Below are 25,712 nucleotides of genomic sequence, written 5' to 3'. Positions count from 1 at the left end.
CCTCCTTCCTTGGCCATTACGAAGATCCTCGTCGCCAACAGGTCCGAAATTGCCATCCGCGTCTTTCGCGCGGCCAACGAGCTCGGCCTCAAAACCGTGGCGATCTGGGCCGAGGAGGACAAATATTCGCTTCATCGGTTCAAGGCCGATGAAAGCTACCAGGTCGGGCGCGGGCCGCATCTGGCCAGGGACATGGGGCCGATCGAAAGCTATCTGTCGATCGAGGAAGTGATCCGCGTCGCCAGGCTGTCCGGCGCCGACGCCATCCATCCGGGCTATGGCCTGCTGTCGGAAAGCCCTGAATTCGCAGATGCCTGCGCCGAGGCCGGCATCACTTTCATAGGGCCGAAGCCCGACACGATGCGCCGGCTCGGCAACAAGGTCGCCGCGCGCAATCTGGCCATCGAGGTCGGCGTGCCGGTGGTGCCGGCAACCGAACCGCTGCCGGACGACATGGAAGCAGTCAAGCAGCTCGCCAAGACAGTCGGCTATCCGGTGATGCTCAAGGCATCGTGGGGCGGGGGCGGGCGCGGCATGCGCGCCATCCGCACGGAAGCCGACCTCGCCCGCGAGGTGATGGAAGGCAAGCGCGAGGCCAAGGCCGCCTTCGGCAAGGACGAGGTCTATCTCGAAAAGCTGATCGAGCGCGCCCGCCATGTCGAAGTCCAGGTGCTCGGCGACACGCATGGCAACGCTGTACATCTGTTCGAGCGCGACTGCTCGATCCAGCGCCGCAACCAGAAGGTCGTCGAACGGGCGCCGGCGCCCTATCTCAGCGAGGTATTGCGCCAGGAGCTTTGCGGCTATGCGCTCAAGATCGCGCGGGAGACCAGCTATATCGGCGCCGGCACGGTGGAATTCCTGCAGGACGCCGACACCGGCAAGTTCTACTTCATCGAGGTCAATCCGCGCATCCAGGTCGAGCACACCGTGACCGAGCAGGTGACCGGCATCGACATCGTCAAGGCGCAGATCCACATACTGGACGGCTTTGCCATCGGCACGAAAGAGTCGGGCGTGCCGGCGCAGGCCGACATCAGGCTGAACGGTCATGCGCTGCAGTGCCGCATCACGACCGAGGATCCGGAGCATAGTTTCATTCCGGACTACGGCCGCATCACCGCTTATCGCGAAGCCGCCGGTTTCGGCATCCGCCTCGACGGCGGCACCGCCTATTCGGGCGCGGTCATCACCCGCTTCTACGATCCGCTGCTGGAGAAGGTGACTGCCTGGGCGCCGACACCGGCCGAGGCGATCGCCCGCATGAACCGGGCCTTGCGCGAGTTCCGCATCCGCGGCGTGGCGACCAACCTCACCTTCCTCGAGGCAATCATCAACCACCCGCGCTTCGCCGACAATTCCTATACGACCAGGTTCATCGACACGACGCCGGAGCTGTTCGCGCAGGTGAAGCGGCAGGACCGCGCCACCAAGCTGCTCAACTATCTGGCCGACGTCAGCGTCAACGGCCATCCCGAAACCCGCGGCCGTCCGATGCCCAAGGCCGATGCGGCAGCGCCTGTCGTGCCCTATCTCAACGGCAACGTGCCTGATGGCAGCAAGCAGAAGCTCGACGCGTTGGGGCCGGAGAAATTCGCTGCCTGGATGCGTGAGCAAAAAGAGGTGCTTGTCACCGACACGACGATGCGCGACGGCCACCAGTCGCTGCTCGCCACCCGTATGCGCACGCATGACATTGCCGGCATAGCCGGCACATATGCGCGGGCGCTGCCGCGGCTGCTGTCGCTGGAATGCTGGGGCGGCGCCACTTTCGACGTCGCCATGCGCTTTCTGACCGAGGATCCGTGGGAGCGGCTGAGCAAAGTGCGCGAAGCCGCCCCCAACCTTTTGCTGCAGATGCTTCTGCGCGGCGCCAACGGCGTCGGCTACACCAACTATCCCGACAATGTGGTGCAACATTTCGTCAGCCATGCGGCGGCCGGCGGCGTCGACCTGTTCCGCGTATTCGACTGCCTGAACTGGGTCGAGAATATGCGCGTCGCCATGGACGCGGTGGGCGCCGAGGGCAAGCTGGTCGAAGCGGCGATCTGCTACACCGGCGACATCCTCGATCCGGCGCGCGCCAAATACGACCTTAAATACTATGTCGGGCTGGCGAAGGAATTGCAGGCCGCCGGCGCCCATATCATCGCCGTCAAGGACATGGCCGGGCTTTTGAAGCCGGCTGCCGCCCGCGTGCTGTTCAAGGCGCTGCGCGAGGCGACCGACCTGCCGATCCATTTCCACACCCACGACACGTCAGGCCTGTCGGCGGCGACGGTGCTGGCCGGCGTGGAAAGCGGCGTCGACGCCATCGACGCGGCGATGGATTCCTTCTCCGGCAACACCTCGCAGCCTTGCCTGGGCTCGATCGTCGAGGCGCTGAAGGGAACCGAGCGCGATCCCGGCCTCGATCCGCAATGGATCCGCAAAATCTCCTTCTACTGGGAAGCGGTGCGCAACCAGTATGCCGCCTTCGAAAGCGACCTCAAGGGGCCAGCCTCGGAAGTCTATCTGCACGAAATGCCGGGCGGCCAGTTCACCAACCTCAAGGAGCAGGCGCGTTCGCTCGGGCTGGAAACGCGTTGGCACGAGGTGGCACAAGCCTATCACGACGTCAATTTGATGTTCGGTGACATCGTCAAGGTGACGCCGTCGTCCAAGGTGGTCGGCGACATGGCGCTGATGATGGTGAGCCAGGATCTAACCGTTGCCGACGTCGAAAACCCGGCCAAGGACATCGCCTTCCCGGACTCGGTCGTCTCGATGCTGCGCGGCGATCTCGGCCAGTCGCCCGGCGGCTGGCCTGCGAAGCTGCAGAAGAAGGCACTGAAGGAAAGCAAGCCGATCACCGAGCGCCCGGGCTCGCTGCTCAAGCCAGCCGACCTCAAGGCCAGCCGCAAGGAGATCGAGCAGAAGCTGGAGCGCAAGCTCTCGGAGTACGAATTCGCCTCCTGGCTGATGTATCCGAAGGTGTTCACCGACTTCGCCGCCGCGCAGGAAACCTACGGGCCGGTCAGTGTGCTGCCGACGCCTACCTATTTCTACGGCATGAAGTCCGAAGACGAGATCTTCCTGGACATCGAGAAAGGCAAGACGCTTGTGGTGCGCTGCCTTGCGATCGGCGACGTCGATGAGAAGGGCATGGTCACCGTGTTCTTCGAGCTCAACGGCCAGCCGCGCCGTGTCCGGGTGCCGGACAGGGCGCATGGCGCCTCGGCGGCCAAGGCTCGGCGCAAGGCCGAGCCCGGCAACGAGGCACATGTCGGCGCGCCGATGCCGGGCGTGGTCTCCGCCCTTTCGGTTGCCGCCGGCCAAGCGGTCAAGGCCGGCGACGTGCTGTTGTCGATCGAAGCCATGAAGATGGAGACGGCCCTGCATGCCGAGCGCGACGGCACAGTGGCCGAAGTGCTGGTCAAGGCCGGCGATCAGATCGATGCGAAGGATCTGTTGATCGCGTTTGGCTGACGCGCGGATCCATCACACTGGGGACGGCTGGCAGCAGCCGTTGATGGAGCATCGATAATGGCTTGACCCGCCGCGCCTGCTCGGGCATCGAACCCGCTCCCAATTTACCGCGCCAGAATCGCGGTGCTTAAAAAGTAGCGGAGAAAAAACATGGCCGACGACATCACAGATACCAGCCAGACTGTTGCCGCCGGCCAGTTGCGCGCCTTCATCGAGCGCATCGAGCGGCTCGAGGAAGAAAAGAAGACCATCGCCGACGACATCAAGGAAGTGTTCGCCGAGGCCAAGGGCACCGGCTTCGACACCAAGGCGATGCGGTCGATCATCCGGCTGCGCAAGAAGGACCAGGCCGAGCGCCAGGAAGAGGAAACCATCCTCGATCTCTACAAGGCCGCGCTCGGCATGGTGTAAGGCTGTCTGGAAATTCTACTCCGGCTGATATCGCCAGAGCGAATTTCGAAACAGTCTCGGGCCAAGGAATGATGCTGGAACGGGCATCGAACCATGAGCGAATTCGACTTCGGCGCCCGCCGCGCCTCTGAATTCCGCCAACGCAGCTTCTGGGCGCTGTTCGCCGAACGGCATCCGGAGGAACGCGCTTCCATGGCGCGGCGCGGACCCTGGTTCTGGCAGCGCGGGCTGCCCGACTTCGCTCTGGTCCTGTCCATGTATGTCGCGCCGGCGCAAAGCCAAGTTGGCGTCTTTTTCGGCCGTAACGAGAAGTTCGGCGCGACCGGGGTCTGGTCGCGGCTGAAGCCGTTCCAACCGGCAATCGAAGACAGGCTGAAGCTCAGGCCGGAGCAGAGCTGCGAGGCCCTCGGCATCAATTCGATGTGGCGGGTGAACTGCTATGCCGAGGACAACTGGCCGGCCATGGCCGACTGGCTGGTGACGGAATGCTCGCGCTTCGAGCGCGCCGTCACCGACGTGCTGAGAGAGGGATAGCTATCAGGTGTTGGTGCAAAGCATCGGATCCTTCTTCGGCTCGCGCTGGCAAGGCGCGGTTCCGGTCGAGCGGTTGTTCTGGCGCGATCTAGTCCTTGTCGGCACGGCGATCAACATCACCTCGTCGGTGGCCGCGCTCATTCTGCTCGGCTTGAAGCTGCCGCTCGCCGTCGTCCTGGCGGTGCATTTCGCGCCCGTGCCCTACAACATCTTTCTGACCTTTGCCGTCTGGCGAACCACGGAAAAATCCAGTGGCGCCAAGGCTTCGTTGATGACGCTCGGGGCTACGCTTTGGCTGATCCTGGTGGTGGTTGTCTGAGAAGATTGACACGAAAAAGGGCGGCCGAAGCCGCCCTTTGAAGATGGTGGTCAAGCCGCGGCTTAAGCCGCCGGCTCGAATTTCAGCGCCACGCCGTTGATGCAATAGCGCAGGCCGGTCGGCGGCGGGCCGTCCTCGAAGACATGGCCGAGATGGCTGCCGCAGCGGGCGCAGTGGCATTCGGTGCGGACCATGCCGTAGCTGCGGTCGACGGTGTTTTCGACCGAACCGGGCACCGGATCATTGAAGCTCGGCCAGCCGGTGCCGCTCTCGAACTTGAGCTTGGATTCGAACAGCGGCTGGTCGCAGCCGACACAGGAAAAGGTGCCGGCGCGCTTTTCGTAGAGCAGCGCGCAGCTTCCGGGCCGTTCGGTGCCATGGCCGCGCATGACCGCATATTGTTCCGGCGTCAGGCGGGCGCGCCATTCGGCGTCGGTGCGGGTGACAGGGTAGGTGTGGGTGTCCATTTGATCTCCTCAGCCTTGGCGGCTTGTTGTTGGTTGCAAGCTATATTCGCTTAGAGATAGGCGTTTGTTACAGGTTCGGCCAGCGTCGCGATGTGCTCGAGCCTCAATGCTTGCGTGAAAGCTGCTTGGTCGCGGCTTCCAGCCCGGCCAGCGTCAGCGGGAACATGCGGCCGCCGAAGAGATCGCGGATCATCGCGATCGAATGGGTGAAGCCCCAGTTTTTCTGGTTTTCGGGGTTCAGCCAGACCGCATTCGGCCATTGCTGGATGAGGCGGCCAAGCCAGACACTGCCGGCTTCCGGGTTCCAATGCTCGACCGAACCGCCGGGATGCGCGATCTCGTAAGGGCTCATCGAGGCATCGCCGACGACGATCACCTTGTAGTCGGGGCCGTATTTGTGAAGCAGATCGAAGGTCGGGATGGTCTCGGCATGCCTGCGCCGGTTGTCCTTCCAGACGCCCTCGTAAAGGCAGTTGTGGAAGTAAAAATATTCGAGCTGGCGGAATTCGGCGCGGGCGGCCGAAAACAGCTCCTCGACGCTTTTGATGTGGTCGTCCATCGAGCCGCCGACATCGAAGAACATCAAGAGCTTCACGGCGTTGCGCCGTTCGGGGCGCGTCTGCACATCGAGATAGCCGTGCTCGGCGGTGGCATGGATGGTGCCGGGCAGGTCGAACTCTTCCTCCGCACCCTCGCGCACCCAGCGGCGCAGGCGCTTCAGCGCCACCTTGATGTTGCGGGTGCCGAGCTCGACGGCGTCGTCGAAATTTTTGAACTCGCGCTTGTCCCAGACTTTCACCGCACGGCGATTGCGGCTTTCATGCTGGCCGATGCGCACGCCTTCGGGATTGTAGCCATAGGCGCCGAAAGGCGAAGTGCCGCCGGTGCCGATCCATTTCGAGCCGCCCTGGTGGCGGCCTTTCTGCTCCTCCAGCCGCTGCTTCAGTGTCTCCATCAGCTTGTCGAAACCGCCGAGCGCCTCGATCAGTTTCTTCTCTTCCTCGGTCAGGTGCTTTTCGGCGAGCCGGCGCAGCCATTCCTCAGGGATGTTGGCGACACCGACGGCATCGGGGCCGGTGAGCGCCTCGATCCCCTTGAAGACATGCGCAAACACCTGGTCGAAGCGGTCGATATGGCGTTCGTCCTTCACAAGCGCGGCGCGGGCGAGGTAGTAAAAACCCTCGACGTCATAGTCGACCAGCCCGGCCTCCAGCCCTTCCAGCAGCGACAGATATTCCCTGAGCGAAACGGGAACGCGCGCGGCCTTTAGTTCGAGAAAGAAGGGGAGGAACATGGTTTGCCGTTATCTATGCCGAACGGTCACGGCGGAGTCGCCACGGGCACTGTCGATTTCGCCGGATTGCAGAAGATTTGCCACAGTACGTGGGTTGGGCATGGGCAAGTGCTTTGCGATGCGGGCTTCCGCCCATTCGCGCATAGCCGACGCGGCATCGGCTATCGCTTCAGCCGGGTTTGCGCCGGCCCCGTGGCAGCCGGCGAGATCGGGCATCCGCACTCCCCAAACGCCGTCACTGCCATCCAGGATTCCGACATAGCGGATCATTCGGCTCCTTCCGCGTTATTTCGATCGCGCTCGCATCATAGCAGATCATACTCGATAAACCCTGTCCGCCGCGCGACATGGTCGTAGAGCTTGCGCGCTGTGGCGTTGGTTTCGTGGGTCATCCAATAGACGTTCTTGACGCCGATCTTGCCGGCTTCCTGCTTGACCGCTTCAATGAGGGCCGCACCGATGCCCTTGCCGCGCACATCAGGGTCGGCGAACAGGTCCTGCAGGTAGCAGTTGTTTTTCTTCGACCAGCCGGAGCGGTGATAGAGATAATGGGTCAGGCCGACCGCCTTGCCGTCGAGCGTGGCGATAAACCCCTTCGGTTCGAATTCACCTTCCGTGAACAGTCGTTTCCAGGTGATGTCGTAGACCTCGTCCGGCAGCTTGGTCTCGTAGAAGGTGAGGTAGGCAGTCCACAGCCGCCGCCAGTCGGCATGGTCGGCCAGCGCCAGCGGGCGGACGGTGATCTCGGTCATTTCGGTTCCTCCAAAGCCTTATCGGATTCCGGCGGAATCAGATCGGAAACACCATCGCCTAATCCACCGGCGAATTGTACTCGCGAAATGCGGTCGCCAGCATCTGCAGCGCGTCACGCGCGCGCGGCGCCAGATTGTGCGAATGCAGCACCACTTCGGAAGGGTCAAGCGATGGAAGACCAAGTTTGCGGCCAACCTCGATCAGGCCGGGCGGAGCGACGCAGTGAGCCAGCGCCGAAACGGCAAAGCCCGCCGATATCGCAATGTTGACGGCCGCGCCGCCGCCGCCGACAAAGGCCTCCTCCCAGGCGATGCCTGCTTTGTCCAGCGCCTCGACCGCCCGCACACGATCCGGACAGTTGCACACGGTGCTTAAGAGCGCGAGGCGCAACGGCGTTCCGCGCTGCCACTCGAAGGAAGGTGCTGCGAACCAGCCATAGTGGTTGCGCGACAAGGTCCGGCCAGGACGGCTGTCGCCTTCGCGGTGCACGATGACTGCATCGAGCTCGCCGTGATCGAAAGCTTCCTTGAGCACCGTGCTGGTATCGATCCTCAAACTGAGCGTCAGCGATGGATCGTGCGCATGGAGCTGGGCAATCAGAATGGACAGCGCCGGACCGGCGGCATGATCGACAAAGCCGAGCGCAAGCCGGCACGGTGCTGACGCAAACTCCGCCATGGCGCGCTCGTGCGCGGCAAGGAAGTCGCGCGCGGCGGGGAGGAAGACGGCGCCTCGTGCCGACAGGCTGACGCGGCGCGGCGTTCTTTCGATCAATCGCGCGCCGACCTTTTCCTCAAGACGGCGCAGCTTGACGCTGATTGTCGCTTGGGTGCTGCCCAGCGCCGTGGCCGCCTGGGTGAAGCTCTGCAGATCGGCCACCATCACAAAGGTTCGTACGGCGTCCACATCAAGACTGGTCATCGCAGCACTCCATTGGCTAATCATTCCGTTTTGTCATTTCTGATATAGCCGAGCATAGCCTTTTTTCATGATCAAGTCTCCTCTATCTCAACTAATCGCGGTTTGAAGAGCGCCTCATGCTCGGATGGAAAGAGATCGATATGCCGATTCAACGAAACACCATCGCGCTCACCGGCGTGTGCCTGGCGTCGCTCTTATTCGGGCTCGAAATCTCCAGCGTGCCGGTGATCCTGCCGAAACTGGAAAGCGTGCTCGCCGCCAATTTCAGGGATTTGCAGTGGATCATGAATGCCTACACCATCGCCTGCACGACAGTGCTGATGGCGACAGGGACATTGGCCGACCGTTTCGGCCGCAAGAGCGTGATGGTGATCACCACCGTCGCCTTCGGCCTCGCCTCGCTGCTGTGCGGCCTGGCTCCGAGTGCTGCACTGCTGATAGCCGCCCGCTTCCTGCAAGGCCTCGCCGGCGGCGCGATGCTGACCTGCAGCGTCGCCGTGCTGTCTCACCAGTTCCAGGACGGCCGCGAACGCGGCAAGGCTTTTGTTGCCTGGAGCGTCGTCTCAGGCATCGGGCTCGGTTTCGGGCCCGCCATCGGTGGCTTGATCGTGGCGCTGTCGAACTGGCAATGGGTGTTCCTCATCCACGTGCCGCTGGCGATCCTGGCGCTCGCCTTTATCGGCGCCGGTGTCACGCAATCGCGCGATCACAACGCCCAGAAGCTTGACTGGGCCGGCATGCTGACGCTGTCGGCTTCTGTGTTCGGCTTCTCCTATCTGATCACGCAGGGTGCGGATCTCGGGACCAGCGCCCGCATCGGCGTGATATCAGCCTCCGTGGCTGCGTTCATCGCTTTCCTTGTCGCCGAGAGGGTCAATCCCTATCCGATGTTCGATTTCTCCGTGTTCCGCATCCGCCAGTTTTCCGGCGCGATCATGGGCGCCATCGGCATGAATTTCAGCTACTGGCCGTTCATCATCTATCTGCCGATCTATTATTCCGGCGTTCTCGGCTACGACAGCACGACGACCGGCCTGCTGTTGCTCGTCTACACGCTGCCCTTCATGGTGATGCCGCCGATCGCCGAGCGCATTCGCGCGCGCTATCAGGCACGAATTGCCATCCCGCTCGGTCTGCTGACGCTAGGGATCGGTTTCATCGCCATGTGGATCGGCTCCAGGCTCGAGGGCGCCACTTGGCTGACCATGCTGCCCGGCACGCTGATTGCCGGCATCGGCATCGGTCTCACCAATTCGCCGACCACCAATACCACGACCGGCGCGGTATCGCCGGATCGTGCCGGCATGGCGTCCGGCATCGACATCAGCGCACGCCTGATCACGCTCGCTGTCAACATCGCGGTGCTCGGCCTGCTGCTGACGCAAGGTATCGTTTCCCACCTGCGGGCCACACTCGGCGCGGCTTTGGAGCCGGATGAGTTGCGGGCACTGGCGGAAAGGGTCGCCACCGGCAATCTGGAGGGCCTTGCGCAGGGGACGCCGAAGCTCGCAGCCCTCGACCCATCCGGCGCCATCGTGCATGCCGCGCTGGTCAATGGTTTCGGCTGGGTCATGCTCTATTGCGGGATCGGCGTTCTCGCCCTGTCGGTCATCGGCTTCGTCATCTTCGGGCCGAAGCGCGTCGCGCCGCAGGAGACAGGGCTTGCGGCGGCCGAGTGATCGGCCGAAGCTCGCTCATAGCGCTCAGCCCGCCCGCCGATCCTTATCCCTTCCGCCTGGCCATGAAAGCAAGGCGCTCAAACAGATGCACGTCCTGCTCGTTCTTCAGCAGCGCGCCGTGCAGTTTCGGCAGCGCGTTCCTGGGGTCGGCGCGCAGATCCTCGGGTGCGATGTCGTCGGCGACCAGCAGGCGGATCCAGTCGAGCGCCTCGGAGGTCGACGGCTTCTTCTTCAACCCCTGCACGTCGCGGATTTCGTAGAACTGGGTCAGGGCAGCACGCACCAAATTCTGCTTTATGCCGGGATAGTGCACGTCGACGATTTTGTGCAGCGTGTCGACATCGGGAAAGCGGATGTAGTGGAAGAAGCACCGGCGCAGGAAGGCGTCGGGCAGTTCCTTCTCGTTGTTGGAAGTGATGATGACGATGGGGCGCACAGCGGCGCGGATCGTTTCGCCGGTTTCGTAGACGAAGAACTCCATTCGATCGAGTTCCTGCAGCAGGTCGTTGGGGAATTCGATATCGGCCTTGTCGATCTCGTCGATCAACAGCACGACCTTCTTGCCGGCCGCGAAGGCGTCCCAGAGCTTGCCGCGCTTGATGTAGTTTTTGATGTCGTTGAATCTGGCATCCCCAAGCTGGCTGTCGCGCAGCCGCGAGACAGCATCATATGCATACAGTCCCTGCTGCGCACGGGTGGTCGACTTGACGTGCCATTCGATCAGGTCGAGGCCGAGCGCCGATGCCACCTGGCGGGCAAGCTCGGTCTTGCCGGTGCCCGGCTCGCCCTTGACCAGCAACGGCCGCTCCAGCGCGATCGCGGCGTTCACCGCCACCATTAGATCCTTGTCGGCGACATAGGCCGCCGTGCCTTCGAAACGCATACTTGCTCCTCGGTTGGTCAGCGCGAGCGTAAGGACGCTGCTTGACCTGTGCAAGGGCGAGCCGGCTGCGACCAAAGCGTGTGAGATCGAAATGGAAACATCGGCTCATGTCAGGTAGTGTCTCAGTTTGAAATTCAGAGCTTGTATTCGAATTCCCATAGCCCGACCCGCGAAAGCTCAAAGGCTATCTCATGCCAGCTATTGCCCTCAGCCGAAGCACATCGAGCGATGAGAAATTTTTCCAGTTGAAGGTGATCGAACGTCCGCATGAAAATCACGCTTTCACCAGAAAATACCGCTTCTTTGTGGGACCGAAGAAACCATGTCGGCGAACACACCGTGGCAGTGAAAGCATCCGAGCCTTCTTTGCCCTCTTCTCCCGCATAGAAATCAATGGTGACCGAAAAATCAGTTGGATCGGACGGACGCCATGTAGAGAGATCGAACGCGAGTTTATCGGCTTCCACAATCCTATGACCCTTATACTCCGCTTTCATGAAACTCACTGTTCCTGCTTCTTATAAGGACCACGTTTCCCCGGCTTCGGAGCAACAGCGTCCATCTTCTCGCAAAGATCTTCCATGGACCAGAGAGTTTGTGACACGCCAGCCGCCATTGCCGGCGTCATTTTCAGCGTCTTGTGCATTTTTATGAAGTTGTACCAGACCGTGTAAATCGCGACCATGTGGACATGGTTTTCGAACTTCTTTGAGAACGCATTGGTCAGGCGTGTGAAGCGGCGGTTTGCCATGCGCATGGTGAGATTAGCGCGCTCGATATGCGACGTGCTGACATGCATCGGGTCCGGGTTGCCTTCAATCCGCGTCTTGGTTGCGCCGGTGCAGACGGCGGGGCTATAGCGGCGCTCTGGCGAGGTCTTCTTGCCTTCCGGTTCGCCGTACTGCTTGATCAGCATCGCATAGTCGATGTCCGCTCCAAATGCTTCCTCGACCGCATTGAGATAGGCGCGGTGACCGTCGGTCGTAAGCTGGACGCGGTTTGCAAGACGGTCCTTCACGTCATCCATGAATGCCAGTGCATATTCGCCATCGCGACCGCCCACGAGCCAGGAAATGATAAGCTTGCTGTCGCTGTCGAGAGCGGTCCACGTCCACACGTCGCCAGCGCCTTCAACCGGGGCTTTCATGGCCGAAACGTTCTTGGCCTTCGCGCCGACGAACGACCAGATTTCATCGCACTGGACGCGCTTGGAAGCCACGTTTCGGACTTCACTGTCATGCAGATAGGCGCAGAACTTGCCGGCATCGACCAGCAGCTTTGAAACCGTGTTGATCGACACGTCGGCAACGGGGGAGGTAGAGCGCATCGAAGAACCCTCGCAAAGCATGGTGAGGATTTGGACGCGGGTTTTGAGGGGCAGCTTGTTCATGCCCCTCATATGTGAACTTTTATGCTTAGTGTCAAGCATCAAAAGTTCACTTTAAAACGGAATGTCTTCGTCCGGTTCCGGTTCCGGTGGTCGTGATGGCCGAGGCGGCGTTGGCCTTCCAAAGTTCGGCGGTGGCTCGGCCGCTTCCTCCTCGATTGTTTCGTGGCCTAGTTCGGCCAATCCAAACGTGTTCGGGGCTGGACGTGTAAAAATCTCTCCGCGCCGAACATATGCGGCGAGCGAGCTTGTCAGCGATGCCTTGGCCTCCCGCGTGGCTTCCCGGCCAAGCGCTTCCAGTATCTCGTTGATATGGACAGGGGCTCGCTTCTTTAGGATCACATGCCGCGCATCTGCGACAGCGCTTCCGGTGCGCAGCACGGTTTCCGCATCGGTATTGTTGTCGTCGCCGTCGGTGGCCAACATTTTGAGGATGTCCCGCAACGCCTGAACATAGACGCGAGCTACCTTGGTCTTCTCTTCGAGGGACGCGACCTCCTGCTCTTTTTTGCGAAGGCGCTCTTCAATCTTCTTCCGTTCCGTCATGCCATCGACTCCTGTATGTGACGATGGTATGTGATGGGACGCATCACGCGCAAGAGGATTCGACATGGAAACAGCGATTGAGGAACTTCCTGCCTACCGATCCACCATCGACCGACTGGAAAAGCTCAGACAGGAAGGCTCGAACGGGCAGGAATACTGGATGGCCCGGGATATCCATCCAGTGTTGGGTTACCCTGTATGGGATAAGTTCGAGCCAGTGATTGAGCGTGCCGCCTCCTCATTCACGGCTAACACGATTGATCCGTCACATCATATTGCTCGTGCAAGCAAAATGATGGAACTCGGAGGGGGCGGAAAACGAGAAGGCTTGGATTACTTCCTCAGTCGCGCCGCGTGCCGTCTCATCGCCATGAACGGCGACCCGAGCAAAGCCGAGATCGCCGCCGCTCAGGCTTACTTCGTTGTCCAGACCCATCGCATGGAAGCAGAAGACGCACTGACCCAGGATGAGAAGCGGCTGAATCTGCGGGACAAAGTGACGACCGCGTTCCGCACTGTCAGCGGAGTGGCGAAGGAAGCTGGCGTCCCCAATTCGAAGCAAGCTCTGTTTCACGATGCCCGGTATCAGGGCCTCTATGATATGCCGAGACGCGATGTGATGGCGCGAAAAGGTTTGAAGCGGGAAGACAACCCCTTCGACTACGCCGGGCCGCTGGAATTGTCGGCAAACGAATTTCAGATGAACATGGCCGCTGACGTCATCAAAAAAGAAGGCATCAAAGGCGAATACCGGGTCATAGACCGCAATAAGAAGATTGCGCAGGACGTGCGGAAGGTGATGCGCGAAAACGGCTCAACGATGCCGGAAAACCTTCCGGTTGCCGAGCCGATCAGGGTAGTCGAAAAGAGAGTGAAGGCGGCCCGCAAACTCGAAATTAAGTCTTAGCCCACCGCTTTTCCGCTGCCTTCTTGGCAATTTCAGCGCGCCGCTCTGGCGTCATGTTCTCGGCGCGCTTCTTCCCGCCCTTGGCGCCCAGCGCCTTTGCAGCGGGGTCTTTGCCGTCGTCGATCACGGTGTCGTCTTCATCGCCAGTGGCAATGCGCATGACGCGGACGGCGTTGCCGATCACGTCGGCGGGGCGCTTCTGGCCTTTAGGTCCGGTTGGCATTGCTACTCCTATGTGCTTTCCAGAGTGACAAACACCAGCGGCACCTTCTCCACGTCCGCCGGCTGCGGCACATGTGTTATCTCGGTTACCGCGTAGATGGCCAGACTATCGCCGGATGGCATGTGCACCCAGTCGCCTATCACAGGCGTTGACGCGAAGGTCCACATCGACGCTTCGTTTTCAATTTTAACAAGGCAACGGATCGCCACACAACCACTCCATGCTTTCCGCTAAGCATATAGGCGTTTCCGCCTATGCGGGCAAACCCGGATAGGCGCTTTCGCATATTTCAAATTTCAAACTGAGACACTACCTCATGTCACTAGCGCTTGACCGACCAGCCGCCTATATTGGGCTTGGCGGTCTGCGCTTCCCGGCAGGAGAACATTTTCCCCGGGGCCTTAACGATCCTTAGGGAGCTGTCCCTGGGAAGACCCGTGGGTTTTCTCATACGGCGCCCACCTACTTTGTAGGTTCCCGGGATCGCTCTCTCCACCGGTTGTGTGGATCGTCACTTACCTGTATCCGCCCAGTTTGGCGGATGATGTGGTAGAAAACGTCGCTCATGAAACGTCACCCAGATCCGACCTTTTCTATCGTCCGCGCATGACATCTCCCAAAGACCTGAAAAAGCAGTTGCGCCTCGAGGCACTCGGCCGTCGCGATGCGCTCGATCCACTGCGGCGGGTGGAGATCGCGCTTGAGATGGCCGAGACGGCGCGCGACCACCTCGCCATCGAGCCGGGTCAGATCGTTTCAGCTTTCTGGCCGATGCGATCGGAAGTCGACGTCAGGCCGCTGATGTTCGCCTTGCGCGAGAAGGGGGCCAGGCTTTGCCTGCCGGCCATCCTCGACAAGACCACCATAGTCTTTCGCGAACTGGTGCGCGGCGCGCCGATGGTCGAGATGGGTTTTGGCACGGTCGGTCCGCATGCGGAGGCCGAGGTTCTCGATCCCGCGGTGATGCTGGTGCCGCTCGCGGCCTTCGACAGCCGCGGTCATCGCATCGGGTATGGCGCCGGCTATTACGACCGCGCCATCGCCAGGCTGATCGACAAGGGCCAGCCGCCACGACTGATCGGCATCGCCTTCGATTGCCAGGAGGTGGGTCTGGTGCCGGATGAGGCGCACGACGTCATCATCCCGGAAATACTGACCGAGAGCGGTTTGCGCCGCTTCGATATCGCTTAAAAGACCGCGATCCCGCTTAACGCGTTTCCAAGACGTGCCGGATAGTATTCCGGCAACACAGTCCGATCCGATGGCGGCCATCCATGTTTGTCTTCGCACGCTTCCTGCTGATGCCGTTCGTCCTCATCGCGGTAACGCTGTTCGCGATGGCATTGCACATTTCCGGAACGGCCCTGCACCACCAGTTCGCCTGGCATCAGACGGTTGCCACAGTGACGGATGTCAGTTCCTACAGCGAAGCCCAGGGTAATGGCCTCACCGCGAAAGGCATCAACGTCGCTGTCACCTATGTCGCGAACGATGCACCGATGACGTGGTCCGGCAAGGGAAAGGACATCGGCCTCTACACGGCGTCCAAAGGCGACGCGGTGAAGTTGTATTACAACCCTGCCAATCCATCGATCCTCGATACCGCGGCGATGAAGGGCTGGCGCGGCGGGCTGTTGCTCCTGGCCGCTACTGGTGGGTTCACTGTTTTCTACGTCTGGTTCTTCTGGCTGCGCGGACGCGCCGCACCGCCGGCGTCACCGATGATGCCTTCGGCAGTTCGCGTCGCGGGCGCGAGCGCAAAGCCGTCTCAACAGCAGCGTGGTACTTTCGGCCGGCGTTAGCGCCAATCGCCCGGGTAGCGCTTGCCTAGCGTCCGTGCCTCTGGATAGAAGTGGGCATGAGACTTCTCTTCCTCGGCGACATGGTGGGCAAATCGGGACGTACGGCGGTGTGGGAACAACTGCCCGGCCTGATCTCGGATTTCAAACTCGACTTCGTCATCGTCAATGGCGAGAACGCCGCCGGCGGCTTCGGCATCACCGAAGACATTTTTCGCGACACCATCGCCGCCGGTGCGGATGTCGTCACCACCGGCAACCATGTCTGGGACCAGCGCGACGCACTGGTCTTCGCGCCGCGCGAGGAGCGCTTCTTGCGCCCGTCCAACTTCCCCAAGGGCACGCCGGGGCGCGGTTCCGGCGTCTATATCGCCAAAAACGGCGCGCGCGTGCTGGTCGCCAACATCATGGGCCGGGTGTTCATGCATCCCGAGCTCGACGATCCGTTCCAGGCCGGCGAGCGCGAGCTGGCCGCCTGTCCGCTGGGCGAGCAGGCCGATGCCGTGGTCATCGACTTCCATGCCGAAGCGACCTCGGAGAAAATGTGCTTCGCGCATTTCGTCGACGGCCGCGCCAGCCTCGTCATCGGCACCCATACGCACCAGCCGACGGCCGACCACCAGATCCTCAACGGCGGCACCGGCTACATGTCCGATGCCGGCATGTGCGGCGACTATGATTCCTCGCTCGGCATGGACAAGGAAGAGCCGCTCAACCGCTTCCTGTCGAAAGTGCCGAAAGGCCGCTTCGAGGCGGCGACCGGACCGGCGACATTGTCCGGCGTCGGCGTCGACATTTCCGACCGGACGGGCCTGGCCGAAAAGATCGCGCCGTTTCGCCGCGGGCCTCGGCTTGAAGAAACCGCGCCATCCTTCTGGTCGTGACATTGATATGGTGGAATATAGTACCTAACTGGCGACGAAACTGCTCTAGATCGTAGAGGGGACGACCTCCATGCAGCTCGTTGAGTTCCTGGCGCCGCATTTTCAATTTGTTGCCGATCCAACCGCGTGGGTCGCGTTGCTGACGCTGATCGTGCTCGAGGTCGTGCTCGGCATCGATAATCTGATCTTCATCTCGATCCTGACCAACAAATTGCCGGAAGCGCAGCGCGCCCGCGCCCGGCGTCTCGGCATCTCGGCGGCGCTGATCATGCGGCTGGTGCTGCTCGCAACCATCTCCATCATCGTGCAGCTGACGACGCCGGTGTTCACAGCGTTCGGCCATGGCTTTTCCTGGCGCGACCTGATCCTGATTGCCGGCGGCCTGTTCTTGGTCTGGAAGGCGACCAAGGAAATCCACCACACCGTCGATCCCGACGACCACAAGGATACGATGATGGGCGAGACGCTGCAGATCTCGCTTGCCGGCGCCATCTTCCAGATCCTGCTGCTCGATCTCGTCTTTTCGATCGATTCGATCATCACCGCCGTCGGCATGACCGACGAGATTGCCATCATGTACATCGCCGTGATCGTGGCGGTGAGCGTGATGATGCTGGCGGCCGGGCCGCTGGCCAACTTCATCGCCAAGAACCCGAGCATCGTCATGCTGGCGCTGGGCTTCCTGCTGATGATCGGCATGACGCTGATCGCCGACGGCATGGGCTATCATGTGCCGAAGGGCTACATCTACGCCGCGATGGGCTTTTCCGCCCTGGTCGAGGGCCTCAACATGCTGGCGCGGCGAAGGAAGAAACCCAGCGGTGGGCATTGAGGCTGGGCGATCGGGGCGATCCTAGCGCCCCGGCACGCCCTTCGGATAACGGTCGCCGATCAGGCCAAGCGACAGGCCCTGTTCCAGCCATGCTTTGGCACCAGCCAACACCAGTGCGAAGCCGTCGGTCGAGCCGACCGCCTGCTTGACCTGCTCGTCGGCGGTGCCGGCGAAGCCGAAATTGCTGACCTCAAGAAAGGTCGCACCGTCAGGCGTTTCGGCGCCGGGCATCTCCGTGAATGTCCAGACCACAGTGGTCGGCGGATCGCTCCATTGCATGACGATCTTCTTGTTCTCGACGATCTCGCTGACATTGACCATCGCCGAGGCGCCGTACATGCGCCACTCCCAGCGAACCTCTTTGCCGCTATCCAGCCGGCCGCTGCTGTGGGTAAACCAGAATTTCGTGGTGATGGCCGGGTTGACGATCGCCTCGAAGACCTCGTCGACCGGCCGCTTAATCAGCATGCCGGCTTCGGCAGTCGGCGTTTTGTGAATTTCCATCGATGCTCCTTCTTGTCCGGTTTGCGCTCACCAGGCGTCAGGCTCGCGCACCATGTGAACGATGCTGGCCGGGTTGGCGATCCAGAAGCCGCGAAAGCCTTCGCCCAGGGGCTCGACCGCGTCGCAACGGACGACGCCGGCCTTGGCGAGATGATCCGCAATGGCTGCAGAATCGTCGGTGAAAAGCTCAAGCCAGACTTCGGCCTGGCTCAGCATCGGCGCCTCGTCGATCCACAGACGGTTGGGGCCGAGCTCGAAGCCGATGGCCGGCGCCTTGGCGGTGAATGGATTCAAGCCGACGACGTCGCGATAGAAGGCGATCGTCGCCTCGTACTGATGCGACGGGACTTTCATGGCGATGTTGATTCCACCTGTCATTTTCGCGGTCATTGCGGGCTCCGTTGCGCGGTTCATCTGTTTGTCTCGTTGGCCGGCTCGCCCCTCATCTCGCCGCGGTAGTAGCCGTCGCGCAGGTTGATGCCGTATTCGACATAGGCCTTCATGCAGGCCAGCATCTGCGACCAGCCCTCGCAATTGAGGTAGGATTTCTGCAGGCCGACCACGCCTTCCGGCCAGCCGGATTCAGCAATGGTCACAAGGGTGCCGCCATCGTCCAGCGGCTCGAAGTTCATCTCGATGCGTGTCTTGTAGGCCGGCCTGTCGTCGGCATCTGTGGCATCCCAGCGCAACACGATGCGGCTGTCCTTGACCACTTCATCGACCTCGACCGGCACTTTTCCCCACCAGACGACACCGATGCCGGCTTCCAGCGGGGCGCTGGCGCCGCCGATGGTGGTGAAGTAGCCGCTGAGCTTCTCCGGATTGACGACTGCGTCGAAGACTTCTGCGACCGGTTTGCCGATGCGCCCGGAAACTCTGAATCCAAGAGACATATCCACAGCTCCTTTCTTGATTGGCTCGACGATATGTTATAGAAACATAACATGTCAAGCCAAACCGCGGACGATCACGTTTTCAAGGCGTTGGCGCATCCGCGCCGTCGCGAATTGCTGGATCGGCTGAAGGATGCGCCGCAGACGACCAGCATGTTGTGCGAGGCGTTTCCCGACATCGATCGCTGCACCGTCATGCTGCATCTCAAGGTGCTGGAAGAAGCTGAACTGGTGGTGGCAAAGCGCGAAGGGCGCGAGCGCTGGAACCATCTCAACGCGCTGCCGATCAAGCACATCCACGACCGCTGGATCAGCCAGTATGCCGGCCATGCGCTCAGCATTATCGACCGGCTGAAGTCCGATCTGGAGGGGTGAACCGGCGCGGCTGGACGAATTGAGCCGATTTATCTATAAGCCGGCCATTCCGACAGAGAACGCCGTGCATCCATCGCGTTGCACCTTGGACGGCTCTGAAAATTTGAGTTCGAGTATCGCGGAAGACGAGGTGAGATCACCTCGTTTCGGGATGCTCTTAGCCTAAGACGACAGGGGTGCCATGGCTGGCCATTCACAGTTCAAGAACATCATGCACCGCAAGGGCCGCCAAGATGCGGTGCGGTCGAAAATGTTTTCCAAGCTGGCGCGCGAAATCACCGTCGCCGCCAAGAGCGGAACACCGGATCCGTCGATGAACCCGCGTTTGCGCCTGGCCATCCAGAACGCCAAGGCGGTGTCGATGCCGAAGGACAACATCCAGCGCGCCATCAACAAGGCATCGATGGGCGATGCCGAGAATTACGAAGCGGTGCGCTATGAAGGCTATGGGCCAGGCGGCGTGGCGCTGATCGTCGAGGCGCTGACCGACAACCGCAACCGCTCGGCCTCGAATGTGCGCGCCGCCTTCACCAAAGCCGGCGGTGCGCTTGGTGAAACCGGCTCGGTGTCGTTCATGTGGAACCGCGCCGGCGAGATTTACTATCCGGCCTCCGCCGGCAGCGCCGACAAGGTGATGGACGCGGCGATCGAGGCCGGCGCCGATGACGTCGAGTCCGACGAGGAAGGCCACACCATCTACTGTGCGTTCGAGAGTATGGGCGAAGTGTCTAAGGCGCTGGAAGCCTCGCTTGGCGAGGCCGAATCGGTGAAGCCGATCTGGCAGCCGCAGAACAATGTCCCGGTCGACGAAGAGCGGGCGCAATCGCTGATGAAACTGGTGGCAACGCTCGAGGACGACGACGACGTGCAGAGCGTCTACGCCAATTTCGAGGTCGACGACGAGACCATGGCCAAGCTCAGCGCGGCGTAGGTCCGTGCAATACAGTCGGATGCGAATATTGCTGTATGACGGCGGCCTGCCTATAGATTAGTCAGTTATCAGGGGGGGGCCGATGACCGACTATAAAGAGGCAAGTTTTGCCGATGCGGTGGCCTGGCCTCGCCGGCCCGGCATATGGCGACGGTTTCTCGCTGCACTCATCGACTACCTTGTAATCCTGATCGCCCTCTATTTGCTCGTAGGGGCTCTATTTCTGCTGACCAACGGTGGCGTAAAAGGCAGCTTTTGGCTGAACTGGAAACTATGCCAGGAGGGTACGGTTCACGGTGCCCCGACACTTGCCCGTTATGATTGGCAGGTGTGTAGAACATCAGTACTCGGTTTGCCGGTCGCCATATGGAGCGTGGGTACGGCGCCGGGCTCAAAGCCTGGAGAAACCTCCTCCATCTCGATCGATTTGGATTCGCAAGGGAATTTCAGGCCTGCAGCATTGGACCTGGGTTTCCTCGAGCTGATCGCTCTGGCGTCTTATCTCCTCATTATGGAGTTGAAGTCCGGCCAATCAATCGGCAAGCGGCTCACGGAGCTCACTGTACATGATGAGGACGACAGACATAGGGTCGGCCTGCCGGCGAGAAAGGCTGTTCGGCGGCAACTTATCAAGTTTCTCGGCGCATTACCGATCGTCCTGACGGGAAGCTGGTATGCTTTTCAGGCTTGGGGCACCGCTCCCGGTGGCGTGCAGGATTACTCCAGCCTGGAAATAGTGGTTGCATCCGCTGCCCTCGTTTTGGTGCTGATCTGGCCGGTCTGGATTGCGATATCCATAGCTCTGGGCGACGACCCGATACACGATCGATTCGCAAATACCACGGTGCGCATACAGGAGGCCCAGACATGAGTGTGCCGGAGAGGCCCCGCGTGGTCATCACCTATTGCACGCAGTGCCAGTGGCTGTTGCGGGCCGGCTGGATGGCGCAGGAACTGCTCTCCACCTTCGGCACGGATCTTGGTGAAGTGACGCTGGTGCCGGGCACAGGCGGCATCTTCACCGTTTCCTGCAACGATGTGCTGGTCTGGGACCGCAAGCGCGACGGCGGCTTTCCCGATGCCGCCAAGCTCAAGCAGCTGGTGCGCGACGTCATCGATCCGGGCCGCGATCTCGGTCATTCCGACCGCAAGGGTCACACGCAAAAGGACCCCGCTTGAGGCGAGGTCCTTGCGTTTGCGAAGTGTCATTTTTCAGAGCAATGCGAACATGAAGCAGGCCATCGACACGATGGCGGTGATGGTGCGGACGTGGTTCCACATCACCCATTGATTCAGATGGTTCGCCCACACGGCTGCGCCATTGGCGCTGGCCGGGTCGACGGCGGCGAGCGCATCGTTGAGCGGCACATTGAAGACCATGGTCACGATCGGGTTGCCGATCAAATAGATCACGGCGCCGGCAAGCAGCCAGTATGAGCCGGACTGGCGCCACCCCATGAGAACGGCGGCGATAAGCACCAGACAGAGCAGGCCGGTGCCGAACAGCGCCGTCATGAAGGTGGGCGTGATCACCGTGATGTTGATCGAATTCATCGCTGCGATGCCTTGGGGGACCGGCAGCCGGGCAAGCGCCGCCATGATAAAGTTGGAAAAGGCGAAGAACACGCCGCCGACGACGCCCGAGCCGATGGCGGCGATGATGGTGAGGGTGGGAAGAAGCTTGATCATCTCAGTTGCTCCAGATGCCGGTTGCAGCGGTTTCATTTGCGTAGGCGGAAAAGTCTTTCGGCGCGCGGCCGAGCACACGCTGGACGCCGTCGGTCAGCGTCTCGTTGCGGCCGTCAAGCACTTCGGTGAACAGCTCGTTGAGCAGCCAGGCGATTTCGGGCGGCAGTTCGTATGCCGCCGTCGCGGCGGTGAATTCGTCATGCGAGATCTTGATATAGCGGATGTCGCGGCCGGTCGCCTTGGCGATCTCGGCAACCGCGTCGGCGAAGCTTAGCAGCCGCGGCCCGGTCAACTCATAGAGCTGGCCGACATGACCCGGTTCGGTCAGCGCAACGAAGGCAGCATCGGCGATGTCGTCGACATCGACGAAGGGCTCGCCAACAGGGCCGACAGGCAAAGCCACTTCGCCTTGCCGCAAGGACTCGACGAGAAAACCTTCACTGAAATTCTGCGAAAACCAAGCGCAACGCAGGAGTGGTCCAGTCAGCGCCCGAGGCTTTGACCATCTCTTCGGCGCGCTGGGCTTCGGTCTCGCCGCGGCCGGAGAGCAGCACCATGCGGGTGACGCCATTTGCCACCGCAAGCCTGGCGAAGGCGCCGACGGTCTCGGCGGCGCCCGGCACGGCGATGTCGGGATAGTAACTGATGTAGACGGCGCCCACGCCCTGCATGGCAGGCTCCCAGGTCGCCGGAACCTCCCAGTCGAAGCGAGGGCTGCCGGAACGCGAGCCGATGCGCACGGGAATGCCCTGTGAGGTCAGCCGCCCGGCGAGGCGACGGCCGGTCTTGCCAGTGCCACCGAGGATCAGGACTGGTTTGGTGTCGGTCATTGTGGTTTTCCTCTGTTTACAAATATGAGTAATCCTCACATTTGCAAAACGTGATAAACCCTCGTATTTTGGGAGTCAAGCCGTCTGTTGGCAGATTTTGTCGAGACCGGAGGCCGTCATGGAAGACACAGCAACGCCCGCATCTGCCCAGGAGCAGGTCGCATCGCCGCGACGGGCGCCCACCCAGCAGCGCAGCCGCGAGCGGGTCGAGCGCATGCTGGCCGCAGCCTCGGCGCTGATTGCCGAGCAAGGCAGCGACGCCATGCGCATGGGCGAGGTGGCGGAACGGGCCGCGGTGTCGATCGGCTCGCTCTACCAGTTCTTTCCCGACAAGCGGGCGATCGTCTGGGCGCTGGCCGAGCGCTACACCGCCGAAAGCCAGGCCTGCATCTCCTCGGCGCTCAAGGATGTCGTCGACGCCGAGGGCCTGCGGCAGGCGTTTTCGGAGCTGGTGGATATCTACTATCAGCTGTTCCTGGCCGAGCCGGTGATGCGCGACATCTGGTCGGGCACGCAGGCCGACAAGGCGCTGCGCCAGCTCGAACTCGCCGACAGCCGGGCAAATGCCGAATTCCTGACCATGGTGCTGAAGCGGCTGCATCCCGGCGCCGATCCGGTGGCGCTGGAGACCACAGCGTTTCTGGTCTGGCAGATGGGCGAGGCTGCCGTGCGGCTGGCGATCTCGGTCGACCGGCAGGAGGGCGACAGGCTGGTCGCCGCCTACAAGCGCATGGCGCTGCGGGAATTGGTGGACGGGTAGGCTCGCCCCACTCTGGGAAGGGTCGCTTCGAAGCAGCAGGGTGGAGGCGTCGGACCGCACCCGACCCTTGGGCCGACCTCCCCACAAGCGGGCGGTATCGGCGCGTAAGCTTGAAGCGACTGACTTTGGCGGCAACAAAAAACCCGCCACAAAGGCGGGTTCTTGATTCAGCGATACAGGTAAACTTTAAAGGCCGAACCCTTCGAAGCGCTTCTTGAACTTCGACAGGCGGCCGCCGCGGTCGAGCAGGGTCTGCTGGCCGCCGGTCCAGGCCGGGTGCGTGGTCGGGTCGATATCGAGGTTCATCGTATCGCCTTCCTTGCCCCAGGTCGAACGGGTCGAGTATTCGGTGCCATCGGTCATGACGACCTTGATGGTGTGGTAGTCGGGATGGATATCGGCCTTCATTGTCGTGCTTCCTGGCTTGTGGCGCTACAGACTGGCCCGCGGCCTGCGTCGATGCGCCCCTTTTTAAAACTCGAAGCCGCAGCTATTGAAAAGCCACGGCTTCTAAAACGGTCGGCGAGCCTATACATCAGCCGGAATTGAATCACAAGGCCACGGCAGGCGCATATTGAACGCGCCCACCTGGAAGCGGCCAGAGGAAACGGTCATGGCGGACATCAGCGGCGAGCAAGACGGGCGCAGGCGCTCGCTCGGGCCGCTCAGGCGCCTGTATCCCTATATATTCCGCTACCGCAAACTGGTCATAGGCGCCCTCATTTCGCTCGCCATCGCCGCGGCGACGACGCTGGCGCTGCCGCTGGCCGTGCGGCGCATGATCGACCACGGTTTCAGTGCTTCCGGCACCGTCTTCATCGCCGAATATTTCGCCGCTTTGGTGGCGATGGCAGCCATTCTGGCGGCGGCGTCGGCCGGACGCTACTACTTCGTCATCACGCTCGGCGAGCGGGTCGTCGCCGACATCCGCAGCGACGTGTTTTCGCATGTCACGACGCTTTCGCCGTCCTTCTTCGACACCGCGCAATCGGGCGAGATCGTCTCGCGGCTTGCCGCCGACACCACGCAGGTGAAATCCGCGGTCGGCGCCACCGCCTCCGTGGCGTTGCGCAACGTCATCCTCGGCCTTGGCGCGGTGGCGATGATGGTCGTCACCAGCCCGAAACTGTCGGGCCTGGTGATCGCGGCCATTCCGCTCATCGTGCTGCCGCTGGTCGCGTTCGGCCGTTCGGTGAGGCGCCGGTCACGGCAGGCGCAGGACACGCTGGCGCAAGCGACCGCCTATGCCAGCGAGCAGATCGGCGCGGTGCGCACGCTGCAGGCGTTCACCAACGAGACGCTGGTCACCGGGCGGTTCTCGGCCGCGGTGGAAGCCGCCTTCCAGGCGGCGCGCTCGTCGATCTTCTCCCGCTCGCTGCTCACCTTCTTTGCCATCTTCATGATCTTTTCCTCGGTCGTGGCGGTGTTGTGGTTCGGCTCGCGTGACGTGCTTGCCGGCACGATGTCGCCCGGCACGCTCGGCCAGTTCCTGCTTTACTCCGTGTTTGCCGCAGGCGCGCTGGGCGCACTGTCGGAAGTCTGGGGCGAGCTTGCCCAGGCGGCGGGTGCGGCCGAAAGGCTGACCGAGATACTCGACGAGACGCCGGCGATTCAACCGCCGGCCAATCCGCTGCCGCTGCCCGCCAAGGCGACAGGCGCGATCAGTTTCGACGACGTCTCCTTCTCCTACCCGGCAAGGCCGGACCGTGCCGCCGTCCACGGCTTGAGTTTTCAGGTCAAGCCCGGCGAGACGGTGGCGATCGTCGGCCCGTCGGGCGCCGGAAAGAGCACCGTCTTTTCGCTGATCCTGCGCTTCTACGATCCCGAAACCGGCCGCATCGCCATTGACGGCGTCGACGTGCGCAAAGCCGATCCGGCTGAAGTGCGGGAGCGCATTGCCATCGTGCCGCAGGATGTCACCATCTTTGCGGCAAGCGCGCGCGACAATATCGGCTTTGGCCGGCCGGGCGCGACGAATGCCGAGATCGAGGCCGCCGCCAGGGACGCGCTGGCCGACGAGTTCATCCTCAGGCTCGACAAGGGCTACGACAGCCAGGTCGGCGAGCGCGGTGTGACCTTGTCCGGCGGCCAGCGCCAGCGCGTGGCGATCGCCCGCGCCATCCTGCGCGACGCGCCGATCCTGCTGCTCGACGAGGCCACGTCGGCGCTCGACGCCGAAAGCGAAACGCTGGTGCAGACGGCGCTGGAACGGCTGATGCAGGGCCGCACCACCATCGTCATCGCCCACCGGCTGGCGACCGTGCTGAAGGCCGACCGCATCCTGGTCATGGATGGCGGCCGCATCGTCGAGGAAGGCACGCACCAGAGCCTGGTCGCCAAGGGCGGAATCTATGCAAGGCTGGCCAAGCTGCAGTTCGAAACCGGAGCAAGCGCCTTCAGGGGTGCCGCGGAGTAGCAACCCG

General features: G+C 61.8%; 32 protein-coding genes, 1 other RNA gene and 1 pseudogene. 17 read left to right on the top strand and 17 right to left on the bottom strand.

Going from position 1 to position 25,712, the window contains the following annotated elements; translation table 11 throughout:
- Positions 1 to 9: 9 nt before the first annotated feature.
- The 4 genes from pyc to NKH22_RS24115 all read left to right on the top strand — a co-directional run bounded on the left by pyc (position 10) and on the right by NKH22_RS24115 (position 4,732).
- Positions 10 to 3,468, top strand: a complete 3,459-nt coding sequence (pyc, locus tag NKH22_RS24130; RefSeq protein ID WP_023732990.1) for a pyruvate carboxylase — start codon at positions 10 to 12, stop codon at positions 3,466 to 3,468.
- Between the two features lie 150 nt (positions 3,469 to 3,618).
- Positions 3,619 to 3,879 (top strand): DUF2312 domain-containing protein, encoded by a 261-nt coding sequence (locus tag NKH22_RS24125; protein ID WP_023668722.1) that lies wholly within the window; start codon positions 3,619 to 3,621, stop codon positions 3,877 to 3,879.
- Positions 3,880 to 3,972: 93 nt separating this feature from the next.
- Positions 3,973 to 4,413 (top strand): hypothetical protein, encoded by a 441-nt coding sequence (locus NKH22_RS24120; protein ID WP_023694568.1) that lies wholly within the window; start codon positions 3,973 to 3,975, stop codon positions 4,411 to 4,413.
- Between the two features lie 7 nt (positions 4,414 to 4,420).
- Positions 4,421 to 4,732, top strand: coding sequence for a hypothetical protein (locus tag NKH22_RS24115; RefSeq protein WP_031196451.1), 312 nt, complete (start codon positions 4,421 to 4,423; stop codon positions 4,730 to 4,732).
- A 62-nt stretch (positions 4,733 to 4,794) separates the two neighbouring features.
- Here NKH22_RS24115 and msrB read toward each other — a convergent pair whose 3' ends face one another.
- The 5 genes from msrB to NKH22_RS24090 form a co-directional block, all read right to left on the bottom strand.
- Positions 4,795 to 5,199, bottom strand: a complete 405-nt coding sequence (gene msrB / locus NKH22_RS24110) for a peptide-methionine (R)-S-oxide reductase MsrB (RefSeq protein WP_013529102.1) — start codon at positions 5,197 to 5,199, stop codon at positions 4,795 to 4,797.
- A 103-nt stretch (positions 5,200 to 5,302) separates the two neighbouring features.
- Entirely contained in the window at positions 5,303 to 6,493 is a 1,191-nt protein-coding gene (locus NKH22_RS24105; RefSeq protein ID WP_023815246.1) for a vWA domain-containing protein, read from the bottom strand.
- Between the two features lie 9 nt (positions 6,494 to 6,502).
- A complete protein-coding gene (locus NKH22_RS24100) occupies positions 6,503 to 6,763 on the bottom strand; it encodes a type II toxin-antitoxin system HicB family antitoxin (RefSeq protein ID WP_050485875.1) in 261 nt (86 codons plus the stop codon).
- Between the two features lie 35 nt (positions 6,764 to 6,798).
- Positions 6,799 to 7,245 carry a GNAT family N-acetyltransferase gene (locus NKH22_RS24095; RefSeq protein WP_027050574.1) on the bottom strand — a complete coding sequence of 149 codons (447 nt, stop codon included), beginning with the start codon at positions 7,243 to 7,245 and terminating at the stop codon, positions 6,799 to 6,801.
- 58 nt (positions 7,246 to 7,303) lie between these two features.
- Positions 7,304 to 8,167 carry a LysR family transcriptional regulator gene (locus tag NKH22_RS24090; RefSeq protein ID WP_352911287.1) on the bottom strand — a complete coding sequence of 288 codons (864 nt, stop codon included), beginning with the start codon at positions 8,165 to 8,167 and terminating at the stop codon, positions 7,304 to 7,306.
- Positions 8,168 to 8,307: 140 nt separating this feature from the next.
- On the opposite strand from NKH22_RS24090, the gene NKH22_RS24085 reads away from it, so the two are divergent.
- Positions 8,308 to 9,846 (top strand): MFS transporter, encoded by a 1,539-nt coding sequence (locus tag NKH22_RS24085; protein WP_352911284.1) that lies wholly within the window; start codon positions 8,308 to 8,310, stop codon positions 9,844 to 9,846.
- Positions 9,847 to 9,889: 43 nt separating this feature from the next.
- Here NKH22_RS24085 and NKH22_RS24080 read toward each other — a convergent pair whose 3' ends face one another.
- From NKH22_RS24080 to NKH22_RS24065, 4 genes are all read right to left on the bottom strand, one after another.
- Positions 9,890 to 10,729 carry an AAA family ATPase gene (locus NKH22_RS24080; protein ID WP_352911282.1) on the bottom strand — a complete coding sequence of 280 codons (840 nt, stop codon included), beginning with the start codon at positions 10,727 to 10,729 and terminating at the stop codon, positions 9,890 to 9,892.
- Between the two features lie 134 nt (positions 10,730 to 10,863).
- Positions 10,864 to 11,226 (bottom strand): Imm8 family immunity protein, encoded by a 363-nt coding sequence (locus tag NKH22_RS24075; RefSeq protein WP_023700256.1) that lies wholly within the window; start codon positions 11,224 to 11,226, stop codon positions 10,864 to 10,866.
- Between the two features lie 5 nt (positions 11,227 to 11,231).
- The gene (locus NKH22_RS24070; protein ID WP_352911276.1) at positions 11,232 to 12,119 is read right to left on the bottom strand and encodes an IS1 family transposase; all 888 of its coding nucleotides are present in this window, start codon (positions 12,117 to 12,119) and stop codon (positions 11,232 to 11,234) included.
- Positions 12,120 to 12,170: 51 nt separating this feature from the next.
- Complete coding sequence (locus NKH22_RS24065; protein WP_023700258.1) at positions 12,171 to 12,662, bottom strand: hypothetical protein; 492 nt, start codon at positions 12,660 to 12,662, stop codon at positions 12,171 to 12,173.
- 64 nt (positions 12,663 to 12,726) lie between these two features.
- Here NKH22_RS24065 and NKH22_RS24060 point away from each other — a divergent pair, with 64 nt between their 5' ends.
- Positions 12,727 to 13,569, top strand: a complete 843-nt coding sequence (locus NKH22_RS24060) for a BRO family protein (RefSeq protein WP_023732996.1) — start codon at positions 12,727 to 12,729, stop codon at positions 13,567 to 13,569.
- On the opposite strand, the gene NKH22_RS24055 is transcribed toward NKH22_RS24060, so the two are convergent.
- On the bottom strand, positions 13,559 to 13,792 hold the full coding sequence (locus NKH22_RS24055) for a hypothetical protein (protein ID WP_023732997.1): 234 nt from the start codon (positions 13,790 to 13,792) through the stop codon (positions 13,559 to 13,561). The two genes, NKH22_RS24060 and NKH22_RS24055, sit on opposite strands and share 11 nt — an antisense overlap.
- Before the next feature lie 8 nt (positions 13,793 to 13,800).
- Positions 13,801 to 14,001, bottom strand: a complete 201-nt coding sequence (locus NKH22_RS24050) for a hypothetical protein (protein WP_156033771.1) — start codon at positions 13,999 to 14,001, stop codon at positions 13,801 to 13,803.
- 149 nt (positions 14,002 to 14,150) lie between these two features.
- Between NKH22_RS24050 and ssrS the strand changes: the two genes are divergently transcribed.
- The 5 genes from ssrS to NKH22_RS24025 all read left to right on the top strand — a co-directional run bounded on the left by ssrS (position 14,151) and on the right by NKH22_RS24025 (position 17,307).
- Positions 14,151 to 14,306, top strand: a non-coding RNA gene (ssrS, locus tag NKH22_RS24045) — 6S RNA.
- Between the two features lie 92 nt (positions 14,307 to 14,398).
- Positions 14,399 to 14,983 (top strand): 5-formyltetrahydrofolate cyclo-ligase, encoded by a 585-nt coding sequence (locus NKH22_RS24040; protein WP_352759214.1) that lies wholly within the window; start codon positions 14,399 to 14,401, stop codon positions 14,981 to 14,983.
- Between the two features lie 83 nt (positions 14,984 to 15,066).
- On the top strand, positions 15,067 to 15,594 hold the full coding sequence (locus NKH22_RS24035; RefSeq protein WP_352911271.1) for a DUF3592 domain-containing protein: 528 nt from the start codon (positions 15,067 to 15,069) through the stop codon (positions 15,592 to 15,594).
- Positions 15,595 to 15,650: 56 nt separating this feature from the next.
- Complete coding sequence (locus NKH22_RS24030) at positions 15,651 to 16,475, top strand: TIGR00282 family metallophosphoesterase (protein ID WP_352911269.1); 825 nt, start codon at positions 15,651 to 15,653, stop codon at positions 16,473 to 16,475.
- Positions 16,476 to 16,545: 70 nt separating this feature from the next.
- On the top strand, positions 16,546 to 17,307 hold the full coding sequence (locus tag NKH22_RS24025) for a TerC family protein (RefSeq protein ID WP_352911266.1): 762 nt from the start codon (positions 16,546 to 16,548) through the stop codon (positions 17,305 to 17,307).
- A gap of 21 nt (positions 17,308 to 17,328) precedes the next feature.
- On the opposite strand, the gene NKH22_RS24020 is transcribed toward NKH22_RS24025, so the two are convergent.
- The 3 genes from NKH22_RS24020 to NKH22_RS24010 are packed head-to-tail and all read right to left on the bottom strand — an operon-like array spanning position 17,329 to position 18,704.
- Positions 17,329 to 17,811, bottom strand: a complete 483-nt coding sequence (locus NKH22_RS24020) for an SRPBCC family protein (RefSeq protein WP_352911264.1) — start codon at positions 17,809 to 17,811, stop codon at positions 17,329 to 17,331.
- Positions 17,812 to 17,838: 27 nt separating this feature from the next.
- Positions 17,839 to 18,201, bottom strand: coding sequence for a VOC family protein (locus NKH22_RS24015; protein WP_023728642.1), 363 nt, complete (start codon positions 18,199 to 18,201; stop codon positions 17,839 to 17,841).
- Positions 18,202 to 18,221: 20 nt separating this feature from the next.
- A complete protein-coding gene (locus tag NKH22_RS24010; RefSeq protein WP_023684154.1) occupies positions 18,222 to 18,704 on the bottom strand; it encodes an SRPBCC domain-containing protein in 483 nt (160 codons plus the stop codon).
- A 51-nt stretch (positions 18,705 to 18,755) separates the two neighbouring features.
- Here NKH22_RS24010 and NKH22_RS24005 point away from each other — a divergent pair, with 51 nt between their 5' ends.
- The 4 genes from NKH22_RS24005 (at position 18,756) to NKH22_RS23990 (ending at position 21,189) form a co-directional block, all read left to right on the top strand.
- Positions 18,756 to 19,079 (top strand): ArsR/SmtB family transcription factor, encoded by a 324-nt coding sequence (locus tag NKH22_RS24005; protein WP_352911261.1) that lies wholly within the window; start codon positions 18,756 to 18,758, stop codon positions 19,077 to 19,079.
- Positions 19,080 to 19,260: 181 nt separating this feature from the next.
- Entirely contained in the window at positions 19,261 to 20,010 is a 750-nt protein-coding gene (locus NKH22_RS24000; protein WP_023668740.1) for a YebC/PmpR family DNA-binding transcriptional regulator, read from the top strand.
- An 82-nt stretch (positions 20,011 to 20,092) separates the two neighbouring features.
- Positions 20,093 to 20,881, top strand: coding sequence for an RDD family protein (locus tag NKH22_RS23995; protein ID WP_023700267.1), 789 nt, complete (start codon positions 20,093 to 20,095; stop codon positions 20,879 to 20,881).
- Positions 20,878 to 21,189: an Rdx family protein gene (locus tag NKH22_RS23990; RefSeq protein WP_023668742.1), complete on the top strand. Its 312-nt coding sequence runs from the start codon at positions 20,878 to 20,880 to the stop codon at positions 21,187 to 21,189. The genes NKH22_RS23995 and NKH22_RS23990 overlap by 4 nt, the downstream gene beginning before the upstream one ends.
- Positions 21,190 to 21,222: 33 nt before the next feature.
- Here NKH22_RS23990 and NKH22_RS23985 read toward each other — a convergent pair whose 3' ends face one another.
- Together NKH22_RS23985 and NKH22_RS23980 are read right to left on the bottom strand one after the other, a co-directional pair.
- Entirely contained in the window at positions 21,223 to 21,699 is a 477-nt protein-coding gene (locus NKH22_RS23985; RefSeq protein ID WP_352459888.1) for an anthrone oxygenase family protein, read from the bottom strand.
- 1 nt (position 21,700) lies between these two features.
- A pseudogene (locus tag NKH22_RS23980) lies at positions 21,701 to 22,529 on the bottom strand (NAD(P)H-binding protein).
- Between the two features lie 118 nt (positions 22,530 to 22,647).
- On the opposite strand from NKH22_RS23980, the gene NKH22_RS23975 reads away from it, so the two are divergent.
- Entirely contained in the window at positions 22,648 to 23,289 is a 642-nt protein-coding gene (locus NKH22_RS23975) for a TetR/AcrR family transcriptional regulator (protein ID WP_023684159.1), read from the top strand.
- A gap of 186 nt (positions 23,290 to 23,475) precedes the next feature.
- Here the strand turns inward: NKH22_RS23975 and rpmE are convergent, their stop codons facing one another.
- Positions 23,476 to 23,697 carry a 50S ribosomal protein L31 gene (rpmE, locus tag NKH22_RS23970; protein WP_023668748.1) on the bottom strand — a complete coding sequence of 74 codons (222 nt, stop codon included), beginning with the start codon at positions 23,695 to 23,697 and terminating at the stop codon, positions 23,476 to 23,478.
- Between the two features lie 205 nt (positions 23,698 to 23,902).
- On the opposite strand from rpmE, the gene NKH22_RS23965 reads away from it, so the two are divergent.
- The gene (locus NKH22_RS23965) at positions 23,903 to 25,705 is read left to right on the top strand and encodes an ABC transporter transmembrane domain-containing protein (protein WP_023744980.1); all 1,803 of its coding nucleotides are present in this window, start codon (positions 23,903 to 23,905) and stop codon (positions 25,703 to 25,705) included.
- Positions 25,706 to 25,712 lie beyond the last annotated feature (7 nt).

Source organism: Mesorhizobium sp. M1252, from assembly GCF_040318265.1.
Lineage (GTDB): Bacteria > Pseudomonadota > Alphaproteobacteria > Rhizobiales > Rhizobiaceae > Mesorhizobium.
This window is presented reverse-complemented; position numbering and strand designations above follow the sequence as displayed.

Bases quoted from the DNA above. Each gene is read 5' to 3' on its own strand.
- NKH22_RS24125 (WP_023668722.1), top strand. From the start codon at position 3,619: ATGGCCGACGACATCACAGATACCAGCCAGACTGTTGCCGCCGGCCAG.
- NKH22_RS24120 (WP_023694568.1), top strand. From the start codon at position 3,973: ATGAGCGAATTCGACTTCGGCGCCCGCCGCGCCTCTGAATTCCGCCAA.
- msrB (WP_013529102.1), bottom strand. From the start codon at position 5,199: ATGGACACCCACACCTACCCTGTCACCCGCACCGACGCCGAATGGCGC.
- NKH22_RS24105 (WP_023815246.1), bottom strand. From the start codon at position 6,493: ATGTTCCTCCCCTTCTTTCTCGAACTAAAGGCCGCGCGCGTTCCCGTT.
- NKH22_RS24100 (WP_050485875.1), bottom strand. From the start codon at position 6,763: ATGATCCGCTATGTCGGAATCCTGGATGGCAGTGACGGCGTTTGGGGA.
- NKH22_RS24095 (WP_027050574.1), bottom strand. From the start codon at position 7,245: ATGACCGAGATCACCGTCCGCCCGCTGGCGCTGGCCGACCATGCCGAC.
- NKH22_RS24090 (WP_352911287.1), bottom strand. From the start codon at position 8,167: ATGACCAGTCTTGATGTGGACGCCGTACGAACCTTTGTGATGGTGGCC.
- NKH22_RS24085 (WP_352911284.1), top strand. From the start codon at position 8,308: ATGCCGATTCAACGAAACACCATCGCGCTCACCGGCGTGTGCCTGGCG.
- NKH22_RS24080 (WP_352911282.1), bottom strand. From the start codon at position 10,729: ATGCGTTTCGAAGGCACGGCGGCCTATGTCGCCGACAAGGATCTAATG.
- NKH22_RS24075 (WP_023700256.1), bottom strand. From the start codon at position 11,226: ATGAAAGCGGAGTATAAGGGTCATAGGATTGTGGAAGCCGATAAACTC.
- NKH22_RS24070 (WP_352911276.1), bottom strand. From the start codon at position 12,119: ATGAACAAGCTGCCCCTCAAAACCCGCGTCCAAATCCTCACCATGCTT.
- NKH22_RS24065 (WP_023700258.1), bottom strand. From the start codon at position 12,662: ATGACGGAACGGAAGAAGATTGAAGAGCGCCTTCGCAAAAAAGAGCAG.
- NKH22_RS24060 (WP_023732996.1), top strand. From the start codon at position 12,727: ATGGAAACAGCGATTGAGGAACTTCCTGCCTACCGATCCACCATCGAC.
- NKH22_RS24055 (WP_023732997.1), bottom strand. From the start codon at position 13,792: ATGCCAACCGGACCTAAAGGCCAGAAGCGCCCCGCCGACGTGATCGGC.
- NKH22_RS24040 (WP_352759214.1), top strand. From the start codon at position 14,399: ATGACATCTCCCAAAGACCTGAAAAAGCAGTTGCGCCTCGAGGCACTC.
- NKH22_RS24035 (WP_352911271.1), top strand. From the start codon at position 15,067: ATGTTTGTCTTCGCACGCTTCCTGCTGATGCCGTTCGTCCTCATCGCG.
- NKH22_RS24030 (WP_352911269.1), top strand. From the start codon at position 15,651: ATGAGACTTCTCTTCCTCGGCGACATGGTGGGCAAATCGGGACGTACG.
- NKH22_RS24025 (WP_352911266.1), top strand. From the start codon at position 16,546: ATGCAGCTCGTTGAGTTCCTGGCGCCGCATTTTCAATTTGTTGCCGAT.
- NKH22_RS24020 (WP_352911264.1), bottom strand. From the start codon at position 17,811: ATGGAAATTCACAAAACGCCGACTGCCGAAGCCGGCATGCTGATTAAG.
- NKH22_RS24015 (WP_023728642.1), bottom strand. From the start codon at position 18,201: ATGACCGCGAAAATGACAGGTGGAATCAACATCGCCATGAAAGTCCCG.
- NKH22_RS24010 (WP_023684154.1), bottom strand. From the start codon at position 18,704: ATGTCTCTTGGATTCAGAGTTTCCGGGCGCATCGGCAAACCGGTCGCA.
- NKH22_RS24005 (WP_352911261.1), top strand. From the start codon at position 18,756: ATGTCAAGCCAAACCGCGGACGATCACGTTTTCAAGGCGTTGGCGCAT.
- NKH22_RS24000 (WP_023668740.1), top strand. From the start codon at position 19,261: ATGGCTGGCCATTCACAGTTCAAGAACATCATGCACCGCAAGGGCCGC.
- NKH22_RS23995 (WP_023700267.1), top strand. From the start codon at position 20,093: ATGACCGACTATAAAGAGGCAAGTTTTGCCGATGCGGTGGCCTGGCCT.
- NKH22_RS23990 (WP_023668742.1), top strand. From the start codon at position 20,878: ATGAGTGTGCCGGAGAGGCCCCGCGTGGTCATCACCTATTGCACGCAG.
- NKH22_RS23985 (WP_352459888.1), bottom strand. From the start codon at position 21,699: ATGATCAAGCTTCTTCCCACCCTCACCATCATCGCCGCCATCGGCTCG.
- NKH22_RS23975 (WP_023684159.1), top strand. From the start codon at position 22,648: ATGGAAGACACAGCAACGCCCGCATCTGCCCAGGAGCAGGTCGCATCG.
- rpmE (WP_023668748.1), bottom strand. From the start codon at position 23,697: ATGAAGGCCGATATCCATCCCGACTACCACACCATCAAGGTCGTCATG.
- NKH22_RS23965 (WP_023744980.1), top strand. From the start codon at position 23,903: ATGGCGGACATCAGCGGCGAGCAAGACGGGCGCAGGCGCTCGCTCGGG.